This is a genomic window from Rouxiella badensis (assembly GCF_026967515.2).
GTDB lineage: Bacteria > Pseudomonadota > Gammaproteobacteria > Enterobacterales > Enterobacteriaceae > Rouxiella > Rouxiella badensis.
The window spans coordinates 1,131,308-1,151,260 of the sequence record NZ_CP114062.1; the positions used below are offsets into that span (position 1 = coordinate 1,131,308).

Genomic DNA, 19,953 nt, shown 5'->3' on the forward strand with positions numbered 1-19,953 from the left:
CGTTAACCTCGGTTGGTCAAGAATAATACAGTGGCGATAAGCCACGACAGGCGTCAGCAATTGCAATCGTTTGCTCATGTTGAAGGCCGAGCGTGAAAGAATTCTTTTGGAGAACAGGTAAGAAATGAAACGACATAAAAAAACTGCGGAAGAACAACACGCAGCCAAAAGGCGTTGGCTGGATTCTCATGAGGATGGTTATCACAAGAGTATGGGCAATCGTCAGGTGCAGATGATTGCTATCGGTGGCTCTATCGGTACCGGTCTGTTTTTAGGCGCCGGTGCGCGTCTGCAAATGGCGGGTCCGGCGCTGGCGCTGGTCTATCTGGTTTGCGGTATCTTCTCATTCTTCATTCTGCGCGCATTGGGCGAACTGGTCCTGCACCGTCCAACCAGCGGCAGCTTTGTTTCCTACGCCCGTGAATTCCTTGGCGAAAAAGCCTCCTACGTGGCGGGCTGGATGTATTTCCTCAACTGGGCGATGACCGGTATCGTGGATATCACGGCGGTTGCGCTATATATGCACTACTGGGGCACCTTCAGCGACGTTCCACAGTGGATGTTTGCGCTCGGTGCACTGGCCATCGTCGCCACCATGAACATGATTGGCGTGAAGTGGTTTGCCGAAATGGAGTTCTGGTTTGCGCTGATTAAAGTGGCAGCCATCGCTATCTTCCTGATGGTGGGGGTGGTCTTCCTCGGCAGCGGCAAAGAGCTGGCGGGTCAACCTACCGGCTTACATCTGATTACCGACAACGGCGGTATCTTCCCACACGGGCTGCTGCCAGCGTTGGTGCTAGTCCAGGGGGTAGTCTTTGCCTTTGCGGCTATCGAACTGGTCGGTACTGCTGCGGGCGAAACCAAAGAGCCTGAGAAAATCCTGCCTAAGGCTATCAACAGCGTTATCTGGCGTATTGCACTGTTCTACGTCGGTTCTGTGGTGCTGCTGGTGCTGTTGTTGCCATGGAACGCCTATCAGGCCGGTCAGAGCCCGTTCGTGACCTTCTTCAGCAAACTGGGTGTCCCTTACATCGGTACCATCATGAACATCGTGGTGCTGTCTGCGGCACTGTCGAGCCTGAATTCAGGCCTGTACTCGACCGGGCGTATTCTCCGTTCGCTGTCGATGGGCGGTTCTGCGCCTAAGTTCATGTCAAAAATGAGCAAGCAACAGGTTCCTTACGCCGGTATTCTGGTCACTGTTGCAATATACATCGTGGGTGTGGTGCTGAACTACTACGTGCCCTCACAGGTGTTTGAAATCGTTCTGAACATCGCATCGCTGGGTATTCTGAGCTCATGGGGCTTCATCGTGGTTTGTCAGATGAAACTGCGTAAGGCTATCAGAGAAGGCAAGGCGAAGGACGTTTCGTTCAAGATGCCAGGTGCACCGTTCACCTCATGGCTGACGCTCCTGTTCCTATTCAGCGTGCTGGTGCTGATGGCCTTCGACTATCCGAACGGGACTTATACCGTGGCGACTATTCCTGCACTGGTGATTCTGCTGGTACTGGGTTGGTTCGGTCTGCGTAAACGCGCAGCGGAAGTGAAAGAGCTTGAGAAAGAACACGCAGAGACGTTTGAAGCGAAGTAATCGACGATTCTGTATGAAGAAAAACGGCCCCCTGCGTGCAGGAGGCCGTTTTTTTATGGCTTCACGCTCAGCGTGAAGCTGAACTCACCGATGCCTTCAATGCCCCCCGAGACCACATCGCCCGGCTGGACAGCACCGACACCCGATGGCGTACCGGTAAAAATCACGTCGCCCGGCTGGAGCTCTACCGACTGCGACAAATAGCTGATAACGTCGGCAACCTGCCAGATTTGGTCGCCCAAGTCACCTGTCTGACGCGTCTCGCCATTCACCGCCAGCCAGATTTTTCCGCTGGCCGGATGGCCAATTTTACTGACAGGCAGCAGCGCATTTGCCGGAGCCGAATGATCAAAACCTTTGGCGAAATCCCATGGACGACCCATTTTCTTGGCCGTAGCCTGCAGGTCACGACGCGTCAAATCTACCCCCACCGTATAACCCCAAACGTGGCTCAGCGCCTCTTCAGGTGAAATATTCTTCCCGCCTTTACTCAGTGCAACGACCAGTTCAACTTCATGGTGCAGGTCTGAGGTCAAAGGAGGATAGGGTACTTCACCCTGAGCGGGCACGACGGCATCGGCCGGTTTCGAGAAAAAGAACGGCGGTTCGCGGTCCGGATCGTGACCCATTTCACGCGCGTGCTCCGAGTAATTGCGGCCTACGCAGTAAACGCGACGTAATGGGAAACGAGCATCTTGTCCTTCTATTGCCAGTGAAGCGGCTTCCGGTACGGGGATAACAAATTCAGTCATTTTCACTCTGCCATGGTTTAGTGTTTTGACCAGCGGTCATAACAGGGAGGATAAAAGTAGATGTTAAAAAACTGTAGTAATAAGTTTATCCAATGTAACCAGTGTCTCCGCCGCTTGCAACGAGGGCAGTTGTAAGGACTCATTAATCAAGGATTAACGATAACGCGGGGCCGCATGACTCTGTAAAAACTCCGGCAGTAATGCCTTGCGTGCACCGTCCAGCGCCAGCCATTTATTTTCATCCTGCAGCGGGGGGATGGTGACGGCTTCTTTCTGGTCAAAGCCTGCCAATGCCGCATCGACCAGTTCTCCAACCTCCATCACGCCCGGAACTTCATCAATATTTTTGCCGCCTTTCTCCCAGATATCGGTGCGCGTTGCTGCGGGTAGCACGGCCTGGAAATAGACCCCGCGATCGGCAAGCTCAACCTGAAGCGACTGGGTGAAGGTGAGAACGAACGCTTTGCTCGCCGCATACACCGGGCCGCTGATTTCAGGCGCCAGCGCCAGCACAGAGGCAATATTGATAATCGCGCCGTTTTTGTGAGTCTGTAGTCCGTCGAGCGCCACGCGGGAAAGGCGTACCAGTGAGGTCACGTTCAAACGGATAAGCTCATCGATGGCGTCAGCATCGGCATCGGTAAATTTACCCGGCAGGACCGATCCCGCGTTATTTACAAGCAGTGAGATAGCCGGGGTATCGCGGATAAGCTGTTCAACGCTTGCCAGGCTGGTGGCACGGGTAAGATCGGCGGGGAAAACGCGCACGTTGACGCCGGTTTTGCCGCTGAGCTGGGCGGCCAGGTTTTCCATTTTGGCGGCGTCGCGGGCGACCAGAATAAGATCATACCCGCGATGAGCCAGTCGATCGGCATAGGTTGCGCCGATACCGGTGGATGCGCCAGTGATAAGCGCTAAAGGTTTAGACTGTGTTGTCTGAGTCATGGTGTGTTTCCTCTGTTCTCGTCATTGCCAGGTTGAATGAATCATGGGGTTTCATTATTAAACCAGATGATTTTTAGCACCGGAGGTTTTATAATGCAACCAGATTAGGTTTCGCAGCACGGAGTGATAAATGAAACGCACCAGTTTTAACGACAGTGTGTGCCCGATCGCGCGTTCGCTTGACCTGATAGGCGACTGGTGGACTCTGCTTATCGTGCGAGATGCGCTGGGGGGCATTAAACGCTTCAGTGAGTTTCAGCGTAGTCTGGGGGCGGCTAAAAATATCCTCAGTTCGCGGCTGAAAACGCTGGTTGCGGAGGGCATTCTCGAGATTGGACCGGCGTCTGACGGCTCCGCCTATCAGGAGTATGTTTTAACGCAAAAAGGTAAGGAGCTGTATCCGATCCTGATAGCGTTGGGACAGTGGGGAAATCAGTATCTGTTTGCTGAAGACGAGGCCTGTAGCCGTGCGGTAGACAGGTTGAATTTGCAGCCTATCGAGCCGATAAGGTTGCACGCGAAGGATGGCAGGGTGCTAGGCGCGGAAGACATTCAGGTGATCCCCGGCAATAGCGGTGAGTAAAAACTGATTCAGCGTTCAATGCTAAAATCAGGTTTTACTCAGTTCTTACTCAGAGTGGAGCAGCGCGAAAGTGTGCTAACCGTTTTCCATCATTTGATGAATCACCTCGCCGACGCGTTTGATAGCCGGTTCGTGGATCTTCTCATCGAGCTGAGAATAGTTTAGCCGCAGGCAGTTACGGTATTTCCCTGAGGCAGAAAATATCGATCCGACGGAAATTTGAATCTTCTCAGGTTCCAACAGGCGGTTAAGCTTCTGTGTATCAATCTTCTCATCCAGTTCGACCCACAGTAAAAATCCGCCCTGCGGACGGCTGACGCGCACGCCTTCTGGGAAATAACGAATCACCCAGTCGGTCATGACACAGAGGTTTTGCTGATACTGTTGGCGAATACGGCGCAAATGAGTTTGGTAATACCCTTCCTTGATAAAATCGGCAATGGCCAGCTGCGGATGGGTGGCGCTTGCGCCGGTACCGATGTATTTCATGTGCAGTGCGCGATCGCGGTAACGGCCTGGGGCAATCCAGCCCATGCGCAGACCGGGGGCCAAAGTTTTAGAAAATGAGCTGCACAGCAGGACGCGGCCGTCATCGTCGAACGAGTAGATTGTCGCGGGGCGCGGATACTGATAGGCCAGATCGCCATAAACGTCGTCTTCAATAATGGCGATGTCATAACACTGTGCGAGCCGCAGCAGCGCCTTTTTGCGCTCATCGGGCATGTTGTAACCCAATGGATTATTGCAGTTTGGCGTGAGCTGGATGGCCTTGATGGGCCACTGTTCGAGCGCCATTTCCAGCGCCTCAATGCTGATACCCGTGACCGGATCGGTCGGGATCTCCAGCGCCTTCATGCCAAAACCTTTCAGGGTCTGCATCGCGCCGTGGAAGCTCGGGGAATCTACCGCCACGATGTCGCCAAACTCACAAACGGAACGAATGGCAATCGACAGCGCCTCGTGACAGCCGGTGGTAATCACCAGATTCTCGGCGTCGATACTGCTGCCGCTGTCGATCATCAAGCGTGCAATCTGATCGCGTAGCTCTTTCGAACCGTCGATTAAATCATAATAAAGCGCGCTCAGGTCAGTGCGTTGTGCGACCTTGACCAAGGCACGGCTGAGGGGCCTTAGGCTGGGTAGGGTCAGGTCAGGTGTGCCGCCGCCAAGCGCTATCATACCGGGGATAACGCGGCTGGTAATTTGGGCCAGCACCTGATCCCACTGAGAGATATCGACGGGGCGTTGCGGCGTGCGGCATACGGCCGGCAGCCCCGGCAGGCGTTTACTGGCCGAGACAAAGTAGCCGGACTTTGGGCGCGCCTCAACCAGAAGCCGGTCCTCAAGCATCCGATAGGCCTGTTGCACGGTGCTGACGCTGACGCCGTGCTCGTTGCTTAACATGCGGACCGAAGGCAGACGCTGGCCCGAAGGATAGAGTCCCTGTTCGATACGCTCACCCAAAACGTTGGCTAAATGCTCATAGCGATTCATATTGTCACCCGATAGCAGTACAGATAGGCATAATTTACGCCCAAATCTGTCTTTAAGGCGAGAACTGTATGCTGAAAATAATTAAAAACTGAATCTGTATTGTTTTCTGCCGTTAATACATTCTGTGTGTAAGGGTTAACAGGAGGGCAAATATGAAAAGAATCAGTGATAGCGATCAATTTACCACCAACGCGAGTGCTATTCAGCAAACGGCAGCCGACGCGTCTAAGCATGACGTTAGCGCGCAGTTGAGTGATAAATATCTTGATAACGGTGAATTAAAGCTCGGTTGGTGGGAGACGTTTGTCAGATCCTATGCAAACTGGCGTGAGCGCCGTCATACGATGAAGATACTGCGTGGACTCAGCAGCTGCCAGTTGAAAGATATTGGTCTGTCATGCGGTGACGTTGATAAACTGTATGGCAACCGCAATGAGGATCGCAAGATTTGGCCAAATTGGCCTAAATAGGGGGGAGGATTGACCGATCGTTCCATGGGTTCAAGAATTGGATCTTTAGGTCAAAATTTTTGGTTTCGAGTCTTAAAGGTCAAAGTCTTTTAGGTCAAATGTATGCGCCGCCTAGTAAGCGAAGCGCATGCTTTTGATCTTAGAGACCTTAAAAGACTCTGCAATAAACTCCCTCAAGCGCATTGGGTAGCCACCCAAACTCCCCACCGCTTAGTCAAGCCACCAGCACCTTTACGCCGACTGCCTCAAACGCAGCCTTGGATTCGGCGCTAATCCCGCTGTCGGTTATCAGATAATGAATCTTCGACCACTCGCACGGCAGCGCAAACATCGACACTTTATCAATCTTGCTTGAATCAGCGACCACGTAAACCACGTTGGCCGACTGAATCATCGCGTTTTTTACTTTGATATCCGTCTCGCTAGGGAAGCTGAGGCCCGCGCGCGGTGAGATACAGGCCGTTGCCAGAAACAGCTTCTCGGCCAATACGTTCTCAAAAAAACTGGCCGCTTTTTCTCCCGAGGTCGAAAGAGTCGGAAACTTGAAAGTACCGCCGGTCAGCAAAATGTTAACGCCGGGCTCACCGCCGAGCTGTAGGGCGATATTCACCCCGGTAGTAATGACCGACAGACGTTTAATATGCCCAAGATGGTTGGCAATCGACGTGGTGGTGGTACCGGAATCGAGAATAATGGTGTCACCTGACTCGATAAAACTGGCCGCCAGCTGTCCGATGGCGTCTTTTTCCCGCATCTGTGTCTGACGCTCGAGCAGCAGGGCGTGAGTATTTTGTTTGCCGTCCATTAGCGTCGCACCACCGTGATAACGCTGAATAAATCCCTGTTTCTGAAGCACCCGCAGATCGGTTCGGATAGTCGCCTCGGTCAAGTTAAAGGCGTCAGTGAGCATTTTCACTGTGACGGTGCCATCTTCCCTGATCATTTCTAATATCTTGTCGCGACGATGCTGCATATCCGCCAATTGTTCGCTTTTGCTTTTCAATTGAAATACTCCTTATCCGTTCACTGGCACCATTTTAGCGGCATAGGGCCGTTAAAACCTGCTTTAAAGCCAAATTATCGCGACATGATGAAAATAGTAACGTTGCAGCAGATCTAAAGCGAGGAGCAAAAAAACCTTTTTTGATTTTCATATGAAAATCAAATCAGTGTTTTTGGTCATTATTCCTCGTATTACATAGTGTTATCATTTTTAAGAACAAGTCTTATTTATGTATATTTCTAATATTTAAGGATTTTAATAAAAAACCTGTTTTTGTATGAAACTTGATCAACCGCGCATTTTTCCCTAAAACGATAATTTATAGTTTTATTCGAAAATGAGTTGCGCCGTTAGCGACACTGTTCATGGGGGCAGTAGAAAGTGAACGGCAAGGTCAAGACGAGGTAAAGATGGACGCTCAGGAAATGAAAACGTTTCAGGAAATAAAAACTGTCGCCCGGCAGGCACGCCGTTACGTTTTGCAAATGAATCACCACGCAGGCAAAGGCCACACCGGGGCCGATCTTTCTGAAATCGATATCATCTGCACCCTGTACATGGCAGTGATGGACCGCGCACAGGCGAGTCCCGACAGGGATCGCTTCATTCTTTCCAAAGGTCACGGCGCAGGCGGCCTGTATTGCAGTGCGGCGGCGATGGGACTGTTAGACCCGAACGTGCTCGACCAGTTTATGGGGGACGATACGCTGCTGGCGGGTCATCCGGTGCACCAAAAGCTTCCGGACCTGGTCGAGATTAATTCTGGCGGTCTTGGCCATGGCCTGCCGATTGCCGTTGGGCTGGCGCTCGGCAATAAAATCAGCGGTCGCGCATATCGCCGTGCGTACGTGTTGCTAGGCGACGGTGAACTCGCCGAAGGCTCCAACTGGGAGGCCGCGATGTCTGCCAGCAAGTTTAAGCTCGACAATCTTATTGCCATTGTCGACCGCAATCGCCTGCAGCTCGCGGGCAAAACCGAGGACATCATGCCACTGGAGCCGCTGGCCGATAAGTGGCGCGCCTTCGGTTTTGAGGTGCTCGAGTGTGACGGGCATGACCCGGCGTCTATTCATGCCGCCGTCACCCAGCCGATGCAGGGCAAACCCCGCGTCATTTTGGCCAATACCGAGAAAGGCCACGGCATTTCGTTTATGGCCAACGTACCCGCCTGGCACCACGCCGTGCCTAACGATCAACAGCTGGCCGAAGGGTTGGCAGAGCTGGAGGAGTGATCATGCAAGACTTGCGCGACGCCGTCGTTTCGACGCTGATAGAACAACAGGAGCAGGGCGCCAACCTTAGCGTGATGGTGGCCGACTCGACCTCAACTTCAAAAATTTCGCCGTTCGAAAAGGCTTATCCGGACCGGGTGATAAACGTCGGCATAGCCGAGCAGAACATGGTCGGCATGGCCGCGGGTGTCGCACTGAGCGGCCACGTGGTGTTTACCGCTAACGCCGCACCTTTCCTGTTTGCCCGTTCGAATGAGCAAATGAAAAACGACGTCTGTTATTCAGAAACCAACGTGAAAATGCTTGGCCTCAATGCCGGGTTTGCCTATGGCCCACTGGGTGCAACGCACCACTGTACCAACGATATCGCCATCGCCCGTACCTTGGGCAATCTGCAGGTCTTCGCCCCCGCGGACGCCAGTCAGGCGCAGGCCATTGTTCGCCATGCCATCAAACATAAAGGCCCGGTCTACATTCGCATGGACAGCGACAAGCTTCCGGTGTTGCACGACGAGGATTATCGCTTTATTCCGGGTCAGCCGGACGTACTCGCCGAGGGCGACGACGTGGTGGTGTTCACGCTTGGCACGCTGGCGCATGAGGCACTTGCCGCACGCGAACAGGGCTGCAATCCGACGGTGGTGTCGCTGCCGTCGCTGTGGCCGCTCGACGAGCTGGCGGTGGTCGAGCTGATTAAATCGCATAAAAAGGTGATCACCATGGAAGAACACGCATTGAGCGGTGGTCTGGGCACCATCATCGGTGAGTTAATCCTTAAATACCGTTTGAGTCAGCCGCTGCAAGCGTTCGGCATTCCGGCCTACGAGTTCACCCACAGCAGCAGTCGTACCGCACTGCGCCGTCAATTTTCTATCGATACATCCGGTCTGGTTGCCGCACTGAAGGGGCCAGCGATTGCCGCTGCACGGGAGGCTGCGAATGAGCACTAATCAATACGACGTCAACCTGCGCTACGGCGTGGACACCCACCTGTCGCTAGAGGGAAAAGTCGTGGTGGTCACGGGGGGATTCGGCGGTATCGCGATGGCAAGCAACCGTATGATGCTGGAGAAGGGCGCGCATCTGGCGCTGCTCTATCCACAATTCGAAAGCGCTCTGAAACAGCAGATAGTGGATGAGCTGGGAGAACGTCAGGTTAGCTATTTCGAGTGTGACGTCACTTGTCCCTCTCAGGTCGTCGACGTGTTTCGCCAGGTCGAACAGCAGTGTGGGCAGATTGATATTTTGGTCAACTGCGCAGGCTACGTACATCTCGAACCGGCGGTAGAAACCTCCTTTGAACAGTGGCAGAAAAATCTGGCCGTTAACCTGACCGGACCGTTCCTCTGCTCACAGGCGGCGGCGCGCAGCATGATAGCACGCGGTAGAGGTGGGAAAATCATTAACATTGCCTCGCAGGCGGCCTCGATTGCTATCGATAACCACTGCGCCTACACCTCTGCCAAGGCCGGGTTACTCGGTATGACCAAGGTCATGGCCAAAGAGTGGGCACCGCACCGTATTAATGTGAATACGCTCTCCCCAACCGTGGTGCTGACGCCGATGGGCGAGAAGGCCTGGCGCGGCGAAAAAGGCGAAGAGATGAAAAAACTCATCCCCCTTGGACGCTTCGCTTATACCGACGAAATCGCCGCCGCTATTCTGTTTTTCTCGAGCAACGGCAGCGACATGATTACCGGCGCGGACCTGATGATCGACGGTGGTTTCACCATCTGGTAAGCCCGGCTTGCAGTAAGACTCTAAAAAACGGCGTTAACCCTACAAAATAAACGCCCAAAAGCTCTATAAAAAACAATAACATTGAGAGAACTTCACCATGAAAAAACACCTTACCCTGTTAACCGTTCTTGCCAGTCTCGTCGTTCCTCCCGCCTTCGCCGTAGAAAAAGGCACCCTCGCTATCCTGGTTAACTCTCTGGATAACCCGTATTACTCCGCCGAGGCGAAAGGCGCCGAAGCCAAGGCCGAATCGTTGGGATACAAAACGCTGGTGCTTTCGCACGGCGAGGACGTTAAACGGCAGGGTGAGCTGATAAGCCTGGTTATTGGTCGCAAGGTTCAGGGCATTATTCTGGACAACGCCGACTCTCAGGCAAGCGTTGCCGCCGTGAAGCAGGCCAGAGATGCCGGTGTGCCGGTGGTGCTTATCAACCGTGAGATCCCGGTCGACGGCGTGGCGTTGGCGCAAATTTCCCACAACAACTTCCAGGCTGGCTCTGACGTCGCCAATGAATTTGTTGAAAAAATGGGTGAGAAAGGCACCTATGCCGAACTGACCTGTAATCTTGCGGACAACAACTGCGTGACCCGTTCCAAGTCGTTCCACAACGTTATCGATCAATACCCTGATATGAAAATGATCGCCCGTCAGGACGCCAAAGGCACGCTGATTGACGGTAAGCGCATTATGGACAGCATCCTGCAGGCGCATCCAGACATCAAAGGCGTGATAACCGGCAACGGTCCGGTAGCGCTGGGTGTTATTGCGGCCCTCAAGGCGGCGAACCGTAGCGATGTTACCGTCGTCGGCATTGACGGCAGCAACGACGAGCGCGACGCGGTGAAATCGGGTGCACTGTACGCCACCGTGATGCTTCAGGCGCAGGCGATTGCCTCTCAGGGCGTGGAAATTCTTGACCAATATATCCAGAAAGGCAGCTACAGCGGTAAAGAACGTATTCTGTTCCGCGGCATTCTCATCAAGAAAGACAACGCCGACAAGGTCAACAACTTCAATTATCAGAAGTAAAGATTGGCGCGCATAGAGCAGATACAGGCCCCGCCTGGGCGGGGCTTAAAGGAGAAGCGTAATGTCTAGTCGCTTGATGTGGATACTCATGGCAACGCTGCTGCTTTGCAGTTGCCGAATAGTTTCCGAAAAAAAGCTGGCGGAACTGAAGAATCCCCCGAACCCTCACCTGGCACAGGCGGCGATGCTGTTTGACCAACAAATTGCCCCGCAGATAGTCAGCTCTGCCAAGCCGCTTGCTACTTTACTCGGCCAGATAGAGGGGGCGAAAGACTTTGATACCGCTTGCCAGCAGCTTGGTTATCGCAGTCAGGACGAGAATCCCTGCGTATTCAACACCACCGTGAGTGGCACCGTCAGTGAGGTCAATACTGAATCACGCAACGGCCAGATTGTGCTGAAGAGCGATGACCCGAAAGTAGGGGAAGTGAAAGTGCAGATTGGCCCAACGTTTCGCGGTACCGAGCTGCGCGACAGTTATCGTGGCCTGAGCTACAGCGACTTCAACGATCAGAATATGTTCGGTGATTTCGGTAAAGCCATCAATCAGCGGGCCATTGCCTCGCTCGGCAAACCGTCGTTTAAGGTCGGCGATAAACTGACGATATATGGCGTATTTAGCGCCTTTGATACCCCGCAGCCACCCATTCTGCTGACACCTGCGAAAATCACGGCTGACAAGGCCACGCAGTAAGGAGTCGCGATGTTTGAACAACGCAGTAGCAGCGCACAGCCGGAGCCTTTCGCCAACCCTCTGCTTCAGGGGGGACCGGTGATTATCGAAACCCAGGGCGTTTCGCGCGTCTATCCCGGCGTAACGGCGCTCGATAACGTCAATTACCGCGTCTATCGCAACAAGGTCAACGTGCTTATCGGGGAAAACGGTGCCGGTAAATCGACGATGATGAAGATGCTGGCCGGCGTTGAAGTACCGTCCAGCGGCGAAATCCTGCTCGACGGTGAACCGGTGTCGCTCAGCTCGACCCATCAGGCGGAAAAGCACGGGATCAGCATCATTTTTCAGGAACTGAATCTGTTTCCGAATATGACGGTGATGGACAACATTTTTATCGGTAACGAATTTTTCCAGCGCGGCAGAATCAACGTCGATTATCAGTACCAGCTGGCGAAGTCCTTGCTGGAGCGCCTGGAGCTGGACGTTGATCCGCTGACGCCGCTGGAAGAGCTGGCAATCGGCCATCAGCAGCTGGTGGAGATAGCCCGCGCGCTGTCGAAGGATACGCGGGTGTTGATCATGGACGAACCCACTTCGGCGCTGAGTCAGTCCGAGGTCAAGGTTCTATTCAACGTTATTGAGCAGCTCAAGCGACGCGGTGTCACCATCATCTATATCTCGCACCGGCTGGAAGAGCTGATGGAAATTGGTGACCACATTACCGTCTTCCGCGACGGCAAGTTTGTCGCCGAGCAGGAGGTCAGTCAGGTCAGTATTCCCTGGATAATTTCCAGCATGGTCGGTGAAAAAGAAAAGCAGTTTGACTATCGCTGCGCCGAAAAAGGTAGCGCGGTGTTGCAGGCCAACGGTCTGACGCTGCTGCATCAAAACGGCGGTTATTCACTCAATGACGTTAGCCTGACGCTACATCAGGGCGAGGTGGTGGGTGTTTACGGACTTTTAGGGGCCGGGCGGACCGAGCTGTTCAAGACCCTGATTGGCCTGCTGAAACAGGACGCGGGCGAGATCTGGCTGAAGGGGAAACGCATGGAGCACAGCCCGTTTGCCTATCGGCTCAAGCACGGCATGGCGCTGGTACCCGAAGACCGTCAGGCGGAAGGGCTTATTCAGCTGCTGTCGATAAAAATCAACATGACGCTTTCCAGCCTGTGCAGCAAAAGTTTCCTAAAAATGCTGTTACCGATCCGCGATGTGCCCGAAGACGCGGCGGTAAAAGAGATGATTGCCAAGCTGTCCATCAAGGTGAGTGACGCCTGTCTGCCGGTTACCTCGATGAGCGGCGGTAACCAGCAAAAGGTGGTGATCGCCAAGGCACTCATGACCCATCCGCAGGTGGTGTTTCTCGACGAGCCAACGCGCGGCATCGACGTCGGCGCGAAAACCGACGTTTATCATCTGATTGGCGCGATGGCGCAGCAGGGACTGGCGGTGATGTTCTCGTCATCAGAACTGGATGAAGTGATGCAGTTGGCGGACCGGGTAATTGTCATGGCGGACGGCAAAATTACTGCCGACCTGCGGCGTGCCGACGTGGACAGAGAAAAGCTGATCCGCGCGTCGACACCACACGATTAAGAATAAGGAACGGCTATGCAAAGTCAAAAGTATCTCATTTACATGTACTTACTCAAGGCGCGCACCTTTATCGCGTTATTGATTGTGGTCGCTTTCTTTAGCGCGATGGTGCCCAACTTTATTACGCCGTCCAACCTGCTGATCATGACCCAGCACGTCGCTATCACCGGCCTGCTGGCGGTCGGTATGACGCTGGTCATCTTAACCGGAGGGATCGACCTCTCGGTGGGGGCCGTGGCGGGTATTTGCGGCATGATTGGCGGAGCGTTGCTGTCGTTTGGCATCCCGCTTTGGGGCGACAAACTGCTGTTTCTTAACGTGATTGAGGTCAGTGTCGTGGTCGCTGTCGCCGGAGTAGTGATAGGAACGCTTAACGGGCTGGTGATCACCAAACTTGGCGTCGCGCCCTTCATCTGCACCCTGGGGATGATGTACGTGGCGCGCGGTGCGGCACTGCTGACTACCGACGGCAAAACCTTTCCCAATCTGAACGGGGTCGAAGCTTTGGGTAACACCGGTTTTGCGACGCTCGGTTCAGGCACCTTTCTCGGTATCTATAATCCTATCTGGCTGATGGTCGCTGTGGTACTGCTCGGTATTTATATCACCAAGAAGACGCCGCTCGGTCGTTATATCTATGCCATCGGCGGCAACGAATCGGCTGCCAGGCTGGCGGGCGTGCCGATAGCCAAGGTCAAAATCTTTGTCTATGCCTTTTCCGGGTTCTGTGCGGCGCTGGTCGGGCTGGTGGTGGCATCGCAGCTGCAAACCGCGCACCCGATGACCGGCAATATGTTCGAGATGGACGCCATCGGGGCCACGGTACTCGGCGGAACCGCGCTGGCCGGTGGCCGTGGCCGAGTGTTTGGTTCAATTATCGGTGCCTTTGTTATCGTGTTCCTGGCCGATGGGTTGGTGATGCTTGGCGTCAGCGAGTTCTGGCAGATGGTGATTAAAGGTCTGGTTATCGTGACCGCTGTGGTTATCGACCAGTTCCAGCAGCGTCTGCAAAGTAAGGTCACGCTGATGCGCCGTCACGAAAAAAAGCAGCAGGCAACGTCTCCGCTGTCTGAGGTGAGCCATGGTTGAGGTAAAGACCCGACACAGGGACGTCATTGTGGCGATCGATGAAGGCACAAGCAATGCCAAGGCGGTCGCTATCGACGGCGGAGGGCGAGTGGTCGCCCAGTCTTCGCGGCCCTTGCAGGTACAAACGCCGCAGGCGGGATGGGTCGAACAAGATGGCGAGGTATTGGTCGAAGCTTCACTCACCGTGCTGCGCGAAGTCATCGACAGCGTGGGCATGCAGCGTATTGCGGCACTGGCGATAAGCAATCAGCGCGAGACGGCCATCGGCTGGTATCGCGCCAGCGGCAAACCGGTCGCGCCGGCACTGACCTGGCAATGTTCGCGCAGCGCGGCGTTTTGCGAGCAACTGCGCCGTGACCATCAGGAACCGGTCATTCGTGATATTACCGGCCTGCCGGTTGCCCCCCTGTTTTCCGCCTCCAAGATGCGATGGCTGCTCGACAGCCTGCCGGACGGCGCAGCGCGCGCGGCCTCCGGCGAGATTTGCCTCGGTACGATAGATGCCTGGCTGCTGTGGAATCTGACCGGCGGCGAGGCGTTTCGCTGCGATACCTCAAATGCCGCCCGCACCCAGCTGTTAAATCTACAGCACGGTGACTGGGATCCGCAGATGCTGAAGCTGTTTGGTGTTCCGCGCGAGGCGTTGCCGCAGATTTGTCCCTCCAGCGGTTTCTTCGGCGAGACGCGCGGTCTAGACGGGATCCCCGACGGACTGCCGATTCTTGCGATGGTCGGCGACTCTCACGCCGCACTCTATGGCCACGGGCTCGGCGAGTTCGGCGGCGTGAAGGCCACCTACGGTACGGGATCTTCGGTCATGGCGCCTATTCCTCAGCCGCAGAGCAGCATCACGCAGCTCGCGACCACCGTGGCCTGGCACGATGGCCAAAGAGCCGTTTATGGGCTGGAGGGCAATATCCCGCACACCGGTGATGCGGTGGCGTGGATGGCGCAAATCACCGGCCTGACCGACGGTAAGGGCGAAACCCTGAGCCGGGCGTTGACCGAGCTACCGGCCAGCGTCGAATCCACACTGGGCGTCTATTTTGTTCCTGCACTGACCGGCGCGGGGGCTCCCTGGTGGGACGGACAGGCGCGGGGCGTGATAAGCGGGCTGAGCCGAGGCGTGGGGCGTTCGCATCTTATCCGTGCTTCACTCGAGGCCATCGCCTATCAAATCGCCGACGTCATCGACGCCATGCGTCAGCATCCCGACTTCCACCTTAGTTCTCTGCGGGTAGACGGGGGGCCGACGCGTAATCCCTGGCTGATGCAGTTTCAGGCTGACCTTTTGGGCTGTGAGGTGTTGCGCAGCAATACGCCGGAACTCTCTGCGCTCGGCGCGGGTCTTCTTTCCCGCAGGGCGCTTGAGGGGCTGGACGACGTCAGGCTAAGGGCACTGCTGCCACAGCATGACGTCTTTAAGCCCAACGCTGAACGGCATCACATTTTGCAGCAGCACTGGCAGGGCTGGAAAGCCGCAGTGGCCAGCATGCTGGAGCAGTCCGCTAAGCATTCACAATAAGGAAACGCGAAGATGAACAGAGACTTTAGTGGCAAGACGGTGGTGATAACCGGCGCATGCCGCGGCATTGGGGCCGGAATTGCCGAACGCTTTGCCCGTGATGGAGCCAATCTGGTGATGGTGTCGAACGCGGAACGGGTGTTTGAAACCGCCGAGACGCTGCGTCAGCAGTATGGCGTCGATATTCTTCCCTTACAGATTGACGTCACCAACGAACAGCAGGTGCAACAGCTCTATCAGCAGGCGCTGGAAAAATTTGGCACCGTCGATGTGTCTATCCAGAATGCCGGGGTGATCACTATCGATCGTTTCGACCGCATGCCAAAACAGGACTTCGAGCGGGTGCTGGCCGTCAACACCACTGGCGTCTGGCTGTGCTGCCGCGAGGCCGCGAAAATCATGGTCAAACAGCGTGCGGGGAGTCTGATCAACACCTCGTCGGGCCAGGGGCGTCAGGGCTTTATTTATACGCCACACTATGCGGCCAGCAAGATGGGCGTCATCGGCATTACCCAGAGTCTGGCGCTTGAACTCGCTCCTTATAACATCACCGTCAATGCATTTTGTCCCGGCATTATCGAAAGCGAGATGTGGGATTACAACGACCGCGTGTGGGGCGAAATCCTCAGTAGCGACGAGAAGCGTTACGCCAAGGGGGAATTAATGGCCGAGTGGGTGCAAGGTATTCCGCTAAAACGCGCCGGCCAGCCGCAGGACGTCGCCGGGCTGGTGGCGTTTTTGGCCTCTGACGACGCCCGCTATCTGACCGGACAGACTATCAACATCGACGGCGGGCTGATTATGTCGTGAGGCAGCTCAGAAGAAGGTGCTGATATCGCCGACGCAGCGATATTCATCGTCGATAAGCGGCAGATAGCGCCACTTGTCGAAGGCGGTGCAGGGGTGAGAAATACCGCATCCTACCCAGTCACCGACCGCCAAAAGCAGATCGGCGGGCAGGCTAAGATAGGCGTGCTGATCGTTGACGGCGGTTATGGTGCTCTGCGCCGCCGTGCGAGGATGCGAACCGTCACGGTCGCGGAAAAAGTGCGGCACTGGCAGGTCCTGATCGAAAGGCACGTCGCGGCGGCCAAAATCGAGAATAGCCAGACCCGGCTCCGGGCGCGACAGTACGCGGCCCCAGATTTCCAACGTCGCTTGAAAGGTGAATTCAGCGTTTGGTTGGGCAAAAGGGGCAAGGCGCGAATAAAGCCCGTCGTCGTGTGCCATGTAGGCACCTGAGCGGATGAGCGTCACGGTCGGGCGGCTAAGTTTTACCGCTGCAAACATTTCGACCACGATATCAAAGAAGGTGCCACCTCCGGCGCTTAACAACACTTCTCCCGGCGCAAAAAGCGCTTCGGCATCGATAGCGCGGGCGGCGCTGACCATGGTTTGGCAATAGTCTCTCACTGCGGCTAGCGATTCCTCGCTGCGATCGCCGGCAATCGCGCCCTCATAGCCGGCGACACCGGCAAGCTCAAGATAGGGGCTTTGCTTAACGGCGTGGGCAATCGCTACCGCCTCGACCATGCTGCGACAGCCAGTGCGGCCGCCCGGCACCGAGACCTCCACCAATACCGACAGGCAGGTGCCCACCTCGCTCAACGCCGCATCAAGCAACGCGACGCCCGCTAAAGAGTCGACATAGCAGAGAAACTCGGTGGCGGGATTTTCGCGTTGGTACTCGGCTATCCAGCGAATACCGGCAGGGTCGACCAGCTCGTTGGCTAAAAACACGTTTTTAATGCCAAAGGTGCGAAGGGCGCGGACCTGTGCGGGGGTCGCTGCGCAAATCCCCCAGGCTCCGGCGTCCACGGCGGACTGTAGAATCAGCGGAGACATCGAGGTTTTACCGTGTGCGGCATGACGGACGCCGTGCAGACGGCAGTATTGCGCCATGCTGGCCAGATTATGCTGCATCGCGCTTTGCTTCATGACCATCAGCGGTGAAAACACCTGCGAGGAGGAGAGCACGTCGGTACCGAGTGGCAGGGGAGTGGTTCCCTGACCCGCCACCGATTTGTACAACGGCGGCAATGAAAGGTGGTTCATATTAATGTTCCAGCACGCGCGACAGGAACTGCTGGGTGCGCGGATTCTGTGGGTTAACGAAAATTTGCTCCGGTGAGCCCTGTTCGGCAATCACCCCCTTGTCCATAAACACCACGCGGTCAGCGGTTTTACGCGCGAATCCCATCTCGTGCGTGACCACGACCATGGTCATGCCTTCGCGGGCGAGGCCGCGCATCACTTCGGTCACCTCACCGACCAGTTCCGGGTCGAGGGCCGACGTCGCCTCATCGAAGAACATAATTTTCGGTTCGACCGCCAGCGCACGTGCAATCGCCACGCGCTGCTGCTGGCCGCCGGAAAGCTGTGAGGGATAATGCCCGGCGCGGTCTGCGAGCCCTACGCGTTCCAGCGCCTCCATGCCACGCCTGTTGGCTTCGGAAACCGACATTTTTCTTGCCTTGATAAGCGCCAGGGTGACGTTACCGAGCGCGGTTTTATGCGGAAACAGGTTGAACTGTTGAAACACCATGCCGACGTGGCCGCGTATCTCTTTGGCGCGCTTTGCATCGTGCAGCGGGACTTCATTAACCCACACCTCGCCACCGTCGGCGATTTCTAGCCCGCTCATGATGCGTAGCACGGTACTTTTTCCTGAACCCGAGGCCCCAATCAGCACCAGAACTTCACCCGGTTTAACGTCGAGGCTGATCGCTTTCAAAACCTGCGTACTGCCGAAGGATTTGGTGATGCCATTGAGGGTTATGACAGCGTTATTGGTCATGACAGCTGACTCCTGGTGTGATTATGGTGTTGAACCCAGCGTGAAAGCGGGTAGCAAATAGCGAAATAAAGGGCGGCCACCAGACAGTAAATCACCACCGGCTGACCGATACGGTCGACGATCGCCTGACCTTGATGCATCAGTTCTGACATGCCAATCATGCTGACTATCGAGGTGTCTTTGATTAATGACAGATATTGTCCGACCAGCGGCGGCAGCACTATCCTGCGCGTCTGCGGCAAAATGACAGAGAAAAATGCCTGCCGTTTGTCCAGCCCGAGGATCTGCGAGACTTCCCACTGACCTTGAGGGACGGCTTCGATACCGGCGCGAAATACTTCGGAAATGTATGCGCCCTGATAAATGCTCAGTCCGAGGATCCCAGCGGCAAACAAATTGATTTCATAGCCGAAATAGGCCACGCCAAAATAGATAAACATTAAGGTAATCAGCACTGGCGTGCCGCGAAACAGCTCGGTATAGACTCGGGCAATCTGTGCGCCCACAGGAATATTGCTGGTGCGTAATACCGCTGCAAGCAGGCCGAGCAGCGTACTGCCGGCTATCGAGGCAATCGACAGTAGCAGGGTGACGACCAGCCCTTTTAACAACAGCGGCAGGCTGGAAAGAATTAAATCGCTCATAGCAGACCTCCGCGTTGCAGATTATTTGCGGGTAAAGACTTTCCACGTATTACGTTCAGACGCCGCTTTACTCGGGACCCAACGGGCTTTTTTACCGAGCTCACCAGCGGTGGATTAAACATCCGACGTCCCAATAGGTTGCCTATCCAGGAAAAGACGTTGCTGAACAGCAGATAAATGACCAGCGTGATGCTGAAGGTTTGGATATAAAGCAGAGTACGAGAGTTAATCACTGTCGCTACCCCGGTTAACTCCGGCAGGGCAATGGCCGAGAGCAGTGAGGTGCCGAGTAAAAGCTGAATAAGATTATTAATAATCGCCGGGTAGACCGCGCGAGCGGCCTGCGGCATGACGATATTGATAAATACCTGTAGACGGCTGATACCCAAGATTGACGCAGCCTCCAGTTGTCCCTTAGGAATGGACTGCATCCCGGCGCGAAAGACTTCGGCCAGATAGGCACCGACGTTAATGCCGAGCGCAATCACCCCTGCCGTGTAGGCATTAAGCACGATACCCAGCGACGGCAGGCCAAAAAACACGATAAAGATTTGCAGCAGAACCGGCGTATTTCTGATGACTTCGATATAGCAGCCGCTAATAAGACGAAGCACAGACCAGCGTGACTCTTTCGCCAACGCCGCCAGCAGGCCCAATGCCATCGCCAACGCAAAGGCCAGCAGGGTAACTTGCAGTGTGACCCAGGCCGCCTCGACGAAGGTGCCGAAATAGCGGGAGAGGGTTATCCATGGGTAGCTCATTCTCTATCTCCGTCTGGGGGCA

20 protein-coding genes are annotated in these 19,953 nt (G+C 55.2%); 12 read left to right on the plus strand and 8 right to left on the minus strand.

What is annotated here, in order from left to right; genetic code table 11:
- The first annotated feature begins 124 nt into the window (after window positions 1-124).
- Entirely contained in the window at window positions 125-1,594 is a 1,470-nt protein-coding gene (gene ansP / locus O1V65_RS05365) for an L-asparagine permease (RefSeq protein ID WP_017490044.1), read from the plus strand.
- A gap of 53 nt (window positions 1,595-1,647) precedes the next feature.
- Here ansP and O1V65_RS05370 read toward each other — a convergent pair whose 3' ends face one another.
- Together O1V65_RS05370 and O1V65_RS05375 are read right to left on the minus strand one after the other, a co-directional pair.
- Window positions 1,648-2,346, minus strand: a complete 699-nt coding sequence (locus O1V65_RS05370) for a fumarylacetoacetate hydrolase family protein (protein WP_269130250.1) — start codon at window positions 2,344-2,346, stop codon at window positions 1,648-1,650.
- Between the two features lie 153 nt (window positions 2,347-2,499).
- Complete coding sequence (locus tag O1V65_RS05375; RefSeq protein WP_269130251.1) at window positions 2,500-3,291, minus strand: SDR family NAD(P)-dependent oxidoreductase; 792 nt, start codon at window positions 3,289-3,291, stop codon at window positions 2,500-2,502.
- A gap of 130 nt (window positions 3,292-3,421) precedes the next feature.
- Between O1V65_RS05375 and O1V65_RS05380 the strand changes: the two genes are divergently transcribed.
- Window positions 3,422-3,874, plus strand: a complete 453-nt coding sequence (locus O1V65_RS05380; RefSeq protein WP_017490041.1) for a winged helix-turn-helix transcriptional regulator — start codon at window positions 3,422-3,424, stop codon at window positions 3,872-3,874.
- Between the two features lie 75 nt (window positions 3,875-3,949).
- Here O1V65_RS05380 and O1V65_RS05385 read toward each other — a convergent pair whose 3' ends face one another.
- The gene (locus tag O1V65_RS05385) at window positions 3,950-5,368 is read right to left on the minus strand and encodes an aminotransferase-like domain-containing protein (protein ID WP_017490040.1); all 1,419 of its coding nucleotides are present in this window, start codon (window positions 5,366-5,368) and stop codon (window positions 3,950-3,952) included.
- Between the two features lie 152 nt (window positions 5,369-5,520).
- On the opposite strand from O1V65_RS05385, the gene O1V65_RS05390 reads away from it, so the two are divergent.
- Window positions 5,521-5,838, plus strand: a complete 318-nt coding sequence (locus O1V65_RS05390; RefSeq protein WP_017490039.1) for a DUF1127 domain-containing protein — start codon at window positions 5,521-5,523, stop codon at window positions 5,836-5,838.
- 214 nt (window positions 5,839-6,052) lie between these two features.
- Here the strand turns inward: O1V65_RS05390 and O1V65_RS05395 are convergent, their stop codons facing one another.
- Window positions 6,053-6,841, minus strand: a complete 789-nt coding sequence (locus O1V65_RS05395) for a DeoR/GlpR family DNA-binding transcription regulator (RefSeq protein WP_269130252.1) — start codon at window positions 6,839-6,841, stop codon at window positions 6,053-6,055.
- A 410-nt stretch (window positions 6,842-7,251) separates the two neighbouring features.
- Between O1V65_RS05395 and O1V65_RS05400 the strand changes: the two genes are divergently transcribed.
- From O1V65_RS05400 to O1V65_RS05440, 9 genes are all read left to right on the plus strand, one after another.
- A complete protein-coding gene (locus tag O1V65_RS05400; protein WP_017490037.1) occupies window positions 7,252-8,073 on the plus strand; it encodes a transketolase in 822 nt (273 codons plus the stop codon).
- A 2-nt stretch (window positions 8,074-8,075) separates the two neighbouring features.
- Window positions 8,076-9,023 carry a transketolase family protein gene (locus tag O1V65_RS05405; protein WP_017490036.1) on the plus strand — a complete coding sequence of 316 codons (948 nt, stop codon included), beginning with the start codon at window positions 8,076-8,078 and terminating at the stop codon, window positions 9,021-9,023.
- A complete protein-coding gene (locus tag O1V65_RS05410) occupies window positions 9,013-9,813 on the plus strand; it encodes a GolD/DthD family dehydrogenase (protein WP_017490035.1) in 801 nt (266 codons plus the stop codon). The genes O1V65_RS05405 and O1V65_RS05410 overlap by 11 nt, the downstream gene beginning before the upstream one ends.
- Window positions 9,814-9,910: 97 nt before the next feature.
- Window positions 9,911-10,843 carry a D-ribose ABC transporter substrate-binding protein gene (locus O1V65_RS05415; RefSeq protein ID WP_269130253.1) on the plus strand — a complete coding sequence of 311 codons (933 nt, stop codon included), beginning with the start codon at window positions 9,911-9,913 and terminating at the stop codon, window positions 10,841-10,843.
- Between the two features lie 61 nt (window positions 10,844-10,904).
- Window positions 10,905-11,537, plus strand: a complete 633-nt coding sequence (locus O1V65_RS05420; RefSeq protein ID WP_026110278.1) for a DUF2291 family protein — start codon at window positions 10,905-10,907, stop codon at window positions 11,535-11,537.
- A gap of 9 nt (window positions 11,538-11,546) precedes the next feature.
- Complete coding sequence (locus tag O1V65_RS05425; protein WP_017490032.1) at window positions 11,547-13,115, plus strand: sugar ABC transporter ATP-binding protein; 1,569 nt, start codon at window positions 11,547-11,549, stop codon at window positions 13,113-13,115.
- A gap of 15 nt (window positions 13,116-13,130) precedes the next feature.
- The gene (locus tag O1V65_RS05430) at window positions 13,131-14,204 is read left to right on the plus strand and encodes an ABC transporter permease (RefSeq protein ID WP_269130254.1); all 1,074 of its coding nucleotides are present in this window, start codon (window positions 13,131-13,133) and stop codon (window positions 14,202-14,204) included.
- Window positions 14,197-15,729 (plus strand): FGGY family carbohydrate kinase, encoded by a 1,533-nt coding sequence (locus O1V65_RS05435; RefSeq protein WP_017490030.1) that lies wholly within the window; start codon window positions 14,197-14,199, stop codon window positions 15,727-15,729. Before O1V65_RS05430 ends, O1V65_RS05435 begins: the two co-directional genes overlap by 8 nt.
- A 12-nt stretch (window positions 15,730-15,741) precedes the next feature.
- Window positions 15,742-16,539 carry an SDR family oxidoreductase gene (locus tag O1V65_RS05440; RefSeq protein WP_017490029.1) on the plus strand — a complete coding sequence of 266 codons (798 nt, stop codon included), beginning with the start codon at window positions 15,742-15,744 and terminating at the stop codon, window positions 16,537-16,539.
- A 6-nt stretch (window positions 16,540-16,545) separates the two neighbouring features.
- On the opposite strand, the gene O1V65_RS05445 is transcribed toward O1V65_RS05440, so the two are convergent.
- From O1V65_RS05445 to O1V65_RS05460, 4 genes are read right to left on the minus strand one after another with little or no spacing between them, the layout of a single operon-like run.
- The gene (locus O1V65_RS05445) at window positions 16,546-17,784 is read right to left on the minus strand and encodes an amino acid deaminase (RefSeq protein ID WP_017490028.1); all 1,239 of its coding nucleotides are present in this window, start codon (window positions 17,782-17,784) and stop codon (window positions 16,546-16,548) included.
- Window position 17,785: 1 nt separating this feature from the next.
- Window positions 17,786-18,526 carry an amino acid ABC transporter ATP-binding protein gene (locus tag O1V65_RS05450; RefSeq protein ID WP_017490027.1) on the minus strand — a complete coding sequence of 247 codons (741 nt, stop codon included), beginning with the start codon at window positions 18,524-18,526 and terminating at the stop codon, window positions 17,786-17,788.
- Window positions 18,523-19,170 (minus strand): amino acid ABC transporter permease, encoded by a 648-nt coding sequence (locus O1V65_RS05455; protein WP_084912169.1) that lies wholly within the window; start codon window positions 19,168-19,170, stop codon window positions 18,523-18,525. Before O1V65_RS05455 ends, O1V65_RS05450 begins: the two co-directional genes overlap by 4 nt.
- Window positions 19,167-19,931: an amino acid ABC transporter permease gene (locus O1V65_RS05460; protein ID WP_017490025.1), complete on the minus strand. Its 765-nt coding sequence runs from the start codon at window positions 19,929-19,931 to the stop codon at window positions 19,167-19,169. Before O1V65_RS05460 ends, O1V65_RS05455 begins: the two co-directional genes overlap by 4 nt.
- Window positions 19,932-19,953 lie beyond the last annotated feature (22 nt).